7 protein-coding genes and 1 rRNA gene are annotated in these 8339 nt (G+C 32.9%); 5 read left to right on the forward strand and 3 right to left on the reverse strand.

What is annotated here, in order from left to right; all coding sequences use genetic code 11:
* Nucleotides 1–20 precede the first annotated feature (20 nt).
* On the reverse strand, nt 21–1487 hold the full coding sequence (gene gltX, locus RMR19_RS04120) for a glutamate--tRNA ligase (protein ID WP_310602228.1): 1467 nt from the start codon (nt 1485–1487) through the stop codon (nt 21–23).
* A gap of 101 nt (nt 1488–1588) precedes the next feature.
* Complete coding sequence (locus RMR19_RS04125) at nt 1589–1960, reverse strand: hypothetical protein (RefSeq protein ID WP_310602229.1); 372 nt, start codon at nt 1958–1960, stop codon at nt 1589–1591.
* Nucleotides 1961–2200: 240 nt separating this feature from the next.
* Here RMR19_RS04125 and RMR19_RS04130 point away from each other — a divergent pair, with 240 nt between their 5' ends.
* Nucleotides 2201–3421: a hypothetical protein gene (locus RMR19_RS04130; RefSeq protein ID WP_310602230.1), complete on the forward strand. Its 1221-nt coding sequence runs from the start codon at nt 2201–2203 to the stop codon at nt 3419–3421.
* Nucleotides 3422–3466: 45 nt separating this feature from the next.
* Here the strand turns inward: RMR19_RS04130 and yyaC are convergent, their stop codons facing one another.
* On the reverse strand, nt 3467–4036 hold the full coding sequence (gene yyaC, locus RMR19_RS04135) for a spore protease YyaC (RefSeq protein ID WP_310602231.1): 570 nt from the start codon (nt 4034–4036) through the stop codon (nt 3467–3469).
* 344 nt (nt 4037–4380) lie between these two features.
* On the opposite strand from yyaC, the gene RMR19_RS04140 reads away from it, so the two are divergent.
* The 4 genes from RMR19_RS04140 to RMR19_RS04155 all read left to right on the forward strand — a co-directional run.
* On the forward strand, nt 4381–5739 hold the full coding sequence (locus tag RMR19_RS04140) for a LysM peptidoglycan-binding domain-containing protein (protein ID WP_310602232.1): 1359 nt from the start codon (nt 4381–4383) through the stop codon (nt 5737–5739).
* 164 nt (nt 5740–5903) lie between these two features.
* A complete protein-coding gene (locus RMR19_RS04145) occupies nt 5904–7091 on the forward strand; it encodes a DUF5711 family protein (RefSeq protein ID WP_310602233.1) in 1188 nt (395 codons plus the stop codon).
* The gene (locus RMR19_RS04150; protein WP_310602234.1) at nt 7088–7795 is read left to right on the forward strand and encodes a CvpA family protein; all 708 of its coding nucleotides are present in this window, start codon (nt 7088–7090) and stop codon (nt 7793–7795) included. The genes RMR19_RS04145 and RMR19_RS04150 overlap by 4 nt, the downstream gene beginning before the upstream one ends.
* Nucleotides 7796–8254: 459 nt before the next feature.
* A 16S ribosomal RNA gene (locus tag RMR19_RS04155) occupies nt 8255–8339 on the forward strand; the annotation flags it as partial.

Consider the following 8339-nt stretch of genomic DNA (forward strand, 5'->3'; position numbering starts at 1 on the left):
GCATCATCATTTAATGCAATCTATAATGCAGCAGTAAGTTTTTCGATACTGATGCGGATACGTCTTAAAGATTCCTCTTTACCAAGAATCTGCATAATCTCATATGCTCCACCTGGAGTAGATTGCTTACCAGAAACAGCGGTTCTGATAGGCCATAAACCTTGTCCGTTTTTAATGCCTTTACCTTGAATGTAATTCATAATTACTTCTTCAAGAGAAGCAACGGAATAATCCTCGTGAGCTTCTAAAATCGGTAAGATTTCATCAAGAACTTCTTTTGAATTCTCAGAGTTAGTTTTCATTTTCTTATGAGAAAACATAGCGATATCATAATCAGGATACTCTTCTAAGAAATCGATATGGTCTTTAATATCTTGGAATGTCTCAATTCGAGTTTTAACTAATTCCGCAATATATTTAAGATCAAGGTCTTTCTTGATTACTTCTTGAATTGCTGGAAGAGCTAATTCGTAATATGCATCAAAATCCATATTCTTAATATACTCACCATTCATCCATTTTAACTTGCCCATATCAAAAACGGCTGGGGATTTGTTAATGTGATGGTAATCAAACTCTTTAATAAGTTCATCAAGGGTGAAGATTTCTTCGTTGGAAGAAGGACTCCAACCAAGTAAAGCTACATAGTTTACAATTGCTTCTGTTACAAAACCTTGTTCAATTAAATCTTCAAATGAAGAATGACCACTACGTTTACTTAGTTTCTTATGTTCTTCGTTTGTAATAATTGGACAGTGAATATATACAGGAACATCCCAACCAAAAGCTCCATATAAACGGTTGTATTTTGGGGTAGAAGATAAATATTCGTTACCACGTACAACATGAGTAATATTCATTAAATGGTCATCTACAACATTAGCAAAGTTGTAAGTTGGATATCCATCGGATTTAATTAAAATCATGTCGTCAAGTTCTGTATTATCAACAGTAATCTCACCGAAGATAACATCATTGAAAGATGTAGTACCTTCTGTTGGATTGTTTTGGCGGATAACATAAGGTATACCGGCAGCTAAGTTCGCTTCCACTTCTTCTTTTGATAAGTGAAGGCAATGTTTGTCATATTGAGAAATCTCTTTGCTTTCTTCTTCAGAAACAACGCTTCTAAGACTTTCAAGACGTTCTTTTGTACAGAAGCAGTAGTAAGCTTCTCCTTTTTCGATTAATTGTTTTGCGTATTCAAGGTAAAGACCTTGTGCTTGACGTTCACTTTGAACATATGGGCCGCAACCACCATCTTTATCAGGACCTTCATCATGAATAAGACCAGTTCCTTGAAGTGTTTTGTAGATAATCTCAAGAGCACCTTCAACATAACGTTCTTGGTCTGTATCTTCAATTCTAAGAAGGAAATCTCCGTCTTCATGTTTTGCAATCAAATATGCATATAATGCAGTTCTTAAATTACCGACATGCATTCTACCAGTTGGGCTTGGTGCAAATCGTGTTCTTATTTTACTCATAGTTTCACTCCTAATTTCATGTATTGTTTGTTCATACTTACAGTAGATTTATTATACTCTAGGAAAGGTATAATTTACAAGGGTTCTCTTCTATAATTTAATTACATTGCTTGTAGTAGAGAAGGTAAAAGATAGAGAGCAGCTAATAGTGATAGTAATGTCATTATTAATGACGCTTTCGCAAAGTTTTTATGTGTTTGGCTTTGTTTATTGCCGAATGCCCATGTAAATAAAACAACAACATAGATAAACCAGCCACAGACAGGAATAATCTGTAGCAACATAATACCTAAAAATGTTTTAAATGAGATTTCCTTTGAAGGTTCCTTAGTTGGTTCTACAGGAGCGACAGGGATTGGATTAACAGATTCCTGATAGTCAAATCCATTATATGCTCTTAATGATTCACCGCAATTTTCACAGAAATTAGCGTTTTCATTTTCAATATGGCGACCACAAATTTTACAAATCATATTTACACCACACCTCAAGACGTATCTTTTGTCTTGGGGCTAAATCCTTTCTATAAAATGTTATTATCGTTTGAGATAACAGTGCTGTCATCTCAGCATTTCCTAATTATAGCATAGAAAGCTAAAAAGTAAAACATGTCGCCGTTCCAAGTCAAAGAATACGAGGGATATAGCTTGCAAACAATATTATAGACGATTATAATTAAACTAGACAATAGGAAGTAAGGAGGCGACGTAAAAATGGAGGACAACCAACTAGAAGAAAAAACATCAAAGGAAGGTAGCGATGTAGAAGAAACAATAGTTGAGAAATTACAGGAGCAAAAGCTACAGATACAAGATGTAAGGTGGTCATACGATAATATAAATCTGTTATCATCTGGTATAGATAAACTTGTTGATTTGCAAAGTCATCTTAATGATTTAAAAATATATAGAGAGAATGTCAAACAATTAGTAGTTGAGGATGAAGATCTAGAGAGAATAATTGTGGCAAAAGAGCGAACGATTGAGGACGAGGTGGATAACGTTATAAAAAAACGTAAAGCAGAAGTAAGTGCAACATTTGATTCGCAATTAGACAATACGAAAGCAGACATTAAAAAAGTAAAGACAAAGCGAGAGAAGAAAAAGAATAAAAAGGTTTCAGAGCGAATTCAAGAAGAAACGGCAGATTTGCGAAGTGAAAATGCACAGCTAAAAGATGATATTAGTATGGTGGGAAAGAATAACAGAGTTCCTAGAATACTGAATACAAGATTAATCCATGCGCTGTATTATCCAAAAGGTTGGGTGGATATAGGAATTGATTTGATTTGTATTCTAGTACTGTTTGTATTAGTACCGAATATTATATTTCATTGTATCGTAAAAGTGGACAAGCCAATTGTTATGGGATGTATTTATTTTGGCGTAATACTTATCTTTGGAGCGATTTATTTAGCGTTAAATGCGAAGCTAAAAAACAAATACCATGAAACATTTAAGAAAGTGAAAGAGATTCGTACTAAGATATTGGCAAATAGAAAGAGTATGAATAAAATTAAAAGGTCGGTAAAAAGAGATAAAGACGAGAGTAATTATGGACTTGAGAAATACAACAAAGAGATCACAGACTTAGAAGAAACGATAGAAATAATTACGAATAAGAAGAAAGAGGCTATCGCAGAGTTTGAAAACACATCAAAAGCAATTATTGCAAATGAAATTCGTGAAAAGAATAAGCCCGAATTATTAAATCTTCAACAGAAACATGAGGAAGTGCATGAACTAAGCAAGGAATATTCGAGTAAGGTGAAAGAGTTAGAGATGCAGTTAGCAAGTACCTATGAGACTTACCTCGGCAAAGAATTTATGAATTTAGATAAATTAGAAAAGCTAATCAGGATTATGGAGTCGAAAGAAGGAATGCTTATATCAGAAGCACTGAAACTGTATCAAGAACAAGTGTTAAATAATTAGAACTCAAACAAAAAAAATTCTGTCTGAGTTCTTAAAGATACAAATCTAGTTTGTGCGTAAAGGACTGCAGAAGCGAATACCTAAGCAGATACAATCTGCCAACTTCATAACAACATTAAGTCGTGTTGTTTGAAGCAACATATTATCGAGTAAGCCAGAGAGGTTGACGATACCAGTAATGAATAAATCACCAACAGCAGGAAGGTCTTTTGAAACACCAGCACCAGGTTTCAAAGGGCCTTCTCCTAATGTAATGAAACCTACATGATTACTATTACCTAATGAAGCATCAATGGCAATAATAATAGAGTTCTTGTGCATGGATTTGATTTTTAAAATAGTTTGTTGCAGATTCTTAGCATGAACAGGTTCGTCAAGAGTTCCATAGATTGTATAGTTTCTATATTTTAGTTCGGATAATTTGTAGCCGATAATTGGGCCAAGTGAATCACCCGTTGCACGGTCAGAACCAATACATAGAAATACAATCTCTTCGCTAGTTTTATCTAAAGAATAAATTAATTCGCCAAGTGTTTGGCTAAACTGATAGGCACAATATCCATCAGCCGTATTGAAATAATAAACTTTTCTTTTATTTTTTTGTTGCGCTAACAATAATATTTCACCACCATATACATTTTATAATAATGAAAGTATTGCCAGTTGACAGAAAAAATAGACAAACTTTTGAACGCAAAAAATTACAAAAAAAATCTCTTCTCTATACAATCTCTCATAGATTTAGTAAGAAAGTCATGAAAAGAAAACTTATTTGTAATTACATAGAAAAAAGTTATGGACGAAGCAGTTAGTAATTTGACAAAAATATCTTGAATAATATGCTAACATACCGTAAAACAGTAATAATTTACCAAAAACAAGACGTATTGGAGTCTTGATATATAAATATAAATAAGAAAATAGCTTGGTAGGTTATGGAATAGGAAAGGAAGTTCGGTATGATACAGAGCATATATAGTAATGAGGAAATGGACTCAAAAGAAAGTTCGGCATTTAAGATGCCAAAAAATATACGACAGGTAGGACAAGTTGATTTAGCAAAGAAAATATATGCAGAAGATTATGTAATGACTTATATTAAACAATTGGCGGAAAAAACAACATTTGGCGAAAGAAAGGCAGTATTACTAGGACAATATATAAAGTCGGAGGGGTGTAGACATATATTTATTAATGGAGCGGTAGAAATTATTGAGACGGCTGATGAAAACGGAACAATGTTTTCAAATGAAGTATGGTCAGAGATTTATGAGTGTATAAAAAAATATTTTACAAATGTAGAGATAGTTGGTTGGTACATAACAAAAAAAGAGGGGCAATTTAATGTAGACGAGCATATTACGAAGATGCATCTTGATAATTTCTCTGGGCAAGATAAGACATTGCTTGTATATGATTCTATAGAGAAGGAAGAAGCATTTTATTTTTATGATAAAGGTAAGCTAAAGAAGCAAAGTGGTTACTATATCTACTATGATCGAAATGAAGAGATGCAGAACTATATGGTAGAGAACAAAGATCATGTTAGTACCGATGATGGATATGTAGATGTTGCAACACAGAAAATTAGAAGGGTATTTGAAGCAAAAAACGAAGCGAATAAACAAAAAAATATGATGCCCTTAGTATATACAGCAAGTTCCTTGCTGGCGGTTGTTGTGCTTGTAATTGGTGCAACGATGGTAAGTAACTATGATAAAGTAAAAGAGCCAGACGATATTATAGAAGTGTTATCGAATGCTGTTTCGAATACTGTAAGTGAGGAGAATATAGGAACAGAAGTAACACAAGTGGAAACAGTCCCTTCTACAATAGAGGAGGGAAGTAATGTAGTAAATACAGATTCGCAAAATGCTAGTATAAACAATGAAGATGTACAAGCTATGATTGATGAAAATGAAGCAATAAAAACAGAAAACACAGAAACGAACATAGAACAAAATGAAGATGAAACTGATAAATCAAATGAAGATAGTGACTCTTCTAAGAAAGAAAATTCTTCAAAGGAAGAGGATTCAAGTAAGGATAAATCAAAAGAAAGTAATAAAGAAAATACGGAAACAAAAGAAAATACGGAAACAAAAGAGAATAACTCAAAGAAAACAGATAAGTCAAGTAAACAGACAATGGCGAAAACTCAAAAGTACACCGTACATAAAGGAGACACCTTAGTTTCTATTAGTACGAAGATGTATGGAACAATTAAAGGTGTTGATTTAATTAAGAAAGCAAATGATATTGAAAATCAAGATTTAATATATGAAGGACAAGAACTAACAATACCAGAATATAAGTAGATTACGCCCACAATCCCTGTATTGCGTATAAAACCAAAATAAGGTATAATGCATAAGTGTTGAAGGAGCTTTTAAACTTAAGAAAGGAGCCATGCTATGCCGTTCCCTCAACGTATAGATAAAGGCAATATTACGATTTAGTTGTGATATGCATGGGGATAAGAGTGAAGAAAAAAAAATTAGAAGATGCTTCTGTTTTTGAATATAAGATGAAGCGCTATAAACAACGGCGAGCAATCATTATTGTGCTTGTATGTATAGCTGTATTGGCATTCGGTTTTTATTTTGTTAATAAGCTTCTTGTAAAGAATTATAATAGTTTTGAGATCGTAAACTCAAAAGAAAGAGAAGATAGCAATACAGTGCAATATATAAGCTATGATCACAAGCTTATCAAATACAGTCGTGATGGTATATCCGCGTTATCAGCAAACGGGAAATCGTTATGGAATGCTTCTTATGATATTAAGAATCCAAAAGTTGTTGTCTGTGAGAAATATGTAGCAGTAGCAGACATTGGTGGAAAGCAGGCATATACATATAATAGCAAGGGAACAGCATATCAATTAACAACGACATTGCCAATTATAGATGTGAGTGTTTCGCACCAAGGTGTTATTTGTGTAACATTGGAAGGCGAAGACTATAATCATATACAATATTACGATTCCAATACAGGTAAAAATCTAGTGGATAAGAAAACGTTTGTTCAAACGAATGGATATCCTGTTGATATAGGAATAGCAACGGATGCGAGAAAAATGGTATGTTCGTACGTTAGAATTGAAAATGGTGTATTAGAGTCGGATATAGCATTTTACAATTATACTAATGTAGGTGATAATTTTGAGGAACATTTTGTAGGAGGAGTTAAAGACCAGCAATCAGTAGTGCATGATGTGGTGTTTTTGAATAAAAATGCGGTTTTACTTTGTTCGGATAAGGGATTTAAACTATATGAAATGCTTGAGATACCATATGAAACCCTTACAAAGACATTTGATGAAGAGATGGATAGCATGTTCTACACCGACAAATATTTTGGATTTATTATTAGAAGCAGCGGAAGTGAAGATGTAAAACAGTTATTGTTATACAACTTAAAGGGAAAGTGCATTCTTAAAAAGGACATTACATTTGATTATACTACTGTTCAAATGTCTGGTGAAGACATTATATTTAATACAGAAACAGAGATTCGAATTATGAAAATAGACGGTCAGTTGAAATTTAATTATTCACTTGAGACACCGATATTAAGTATAATGCCATGTAATGACAAAGATGAGTATATATTGATTAATGATCAGAGCATCGATCATATCAAGCTAGTGGAGGAAAAGAAAAAGTGAATTGGTTAGTAATTGCAGTGGCGGCTGTATTAGTAGTTTTTGCATTAAAGGGAAGGAAAGTAGGTTTTATAAAAACAATATTTTCTATATTCTCAATCGTGATTGCAATTGTTGTATCATCTGCTGTAAGTCCATACATAAGTAAAACGTTACGAGCGAATGAGAAGTTCTATAATTATATCTATGAGCGAGTTGATGATGTTGTTAATTTAAAAGTAGAGGATAAGAAGAAAGCAACAGTAGCGGAGCAAACGGAAGCTATTAATGGTTTATCATTACCAGAGTCTATTAAGAAGAATTTGCTTGAAAACAAAAACAATTCTGAAGTATACAAAGCGTTGCAGGTAGATACATTTAAAGAATATGTGAATGGATACATAACAATGCTTGCAATAAATGCGATTGGATTTATTATCACATATATAGTCGTAACAATTTTATTGTTTATAATATGTGCCGCATTGAATATAATTAGTAAGCTTCCAATCATTAATGGATTGAATAAGACGGCAGGATTATTAGTAGGACTCTTTGAAGGATTATTAATAGTCTGGATGCTGTGTATCGTTTTGACAGCGTTTAGTAGTACAGAGTATGCACAGAAATTATTTGAATTGATTAAAGAAAGTGAGTTTTTAAGTGCTCTATATAACAATAATCTGTTGTTGAAATATATAACAAATATGGCGAAGGTGTTATTCTAGTTGTAAAGTTATGAGTGTAAATTCATTTGAAACATAATATGTTCAAAAGGCGAAGGGGAATGCGTATCCTCTTCGCTTTTGTTAATATACTAGCCGATTATAAAGAGCTTCACAACTACATATTTGCTGATAAAATGGCTATATGAAGTATCGTTTAAATAGATCAAATAATTAGAATTATTAAAAAAATAAAAAAAGATGCAAAAAGTTGTTGACATAGTCTTTGTATAGTGCTATAATCAATTTTGCTGACACGCCACAGAGCTTGTACAGCACCAGAACATTGAAAACTAAACAGTGAAACAACCCTGAAAATTCTAAACGTATCACAAAGTGATGCAAAAGATTTTCAAAAAATATATGTACTTTTAGTACACAGTAACAAAGTAAGGAAACTTACTTTAAAACGGAAACAAATAGCCAGTTTGGTTAGTTGATTCTGAACGAAAGATCAAAACTAAATTTGAGAGTTTGATCCTGGCTCAGGATGAACGCTGGCGGCGTGCTTAACACATGCAAGTCGAACGAAGCAATTTTCTTGCTT

This window comes from Anaerosporobacter sp. (assembly GCF_031551385.1).
In the GTDB taxonomy this organism is placed as follows: domain Bacteria; phylum Bacillota; class Clostridia; order Lachnospirales; family Lachnospiraceae; genus Anaerosporobacter.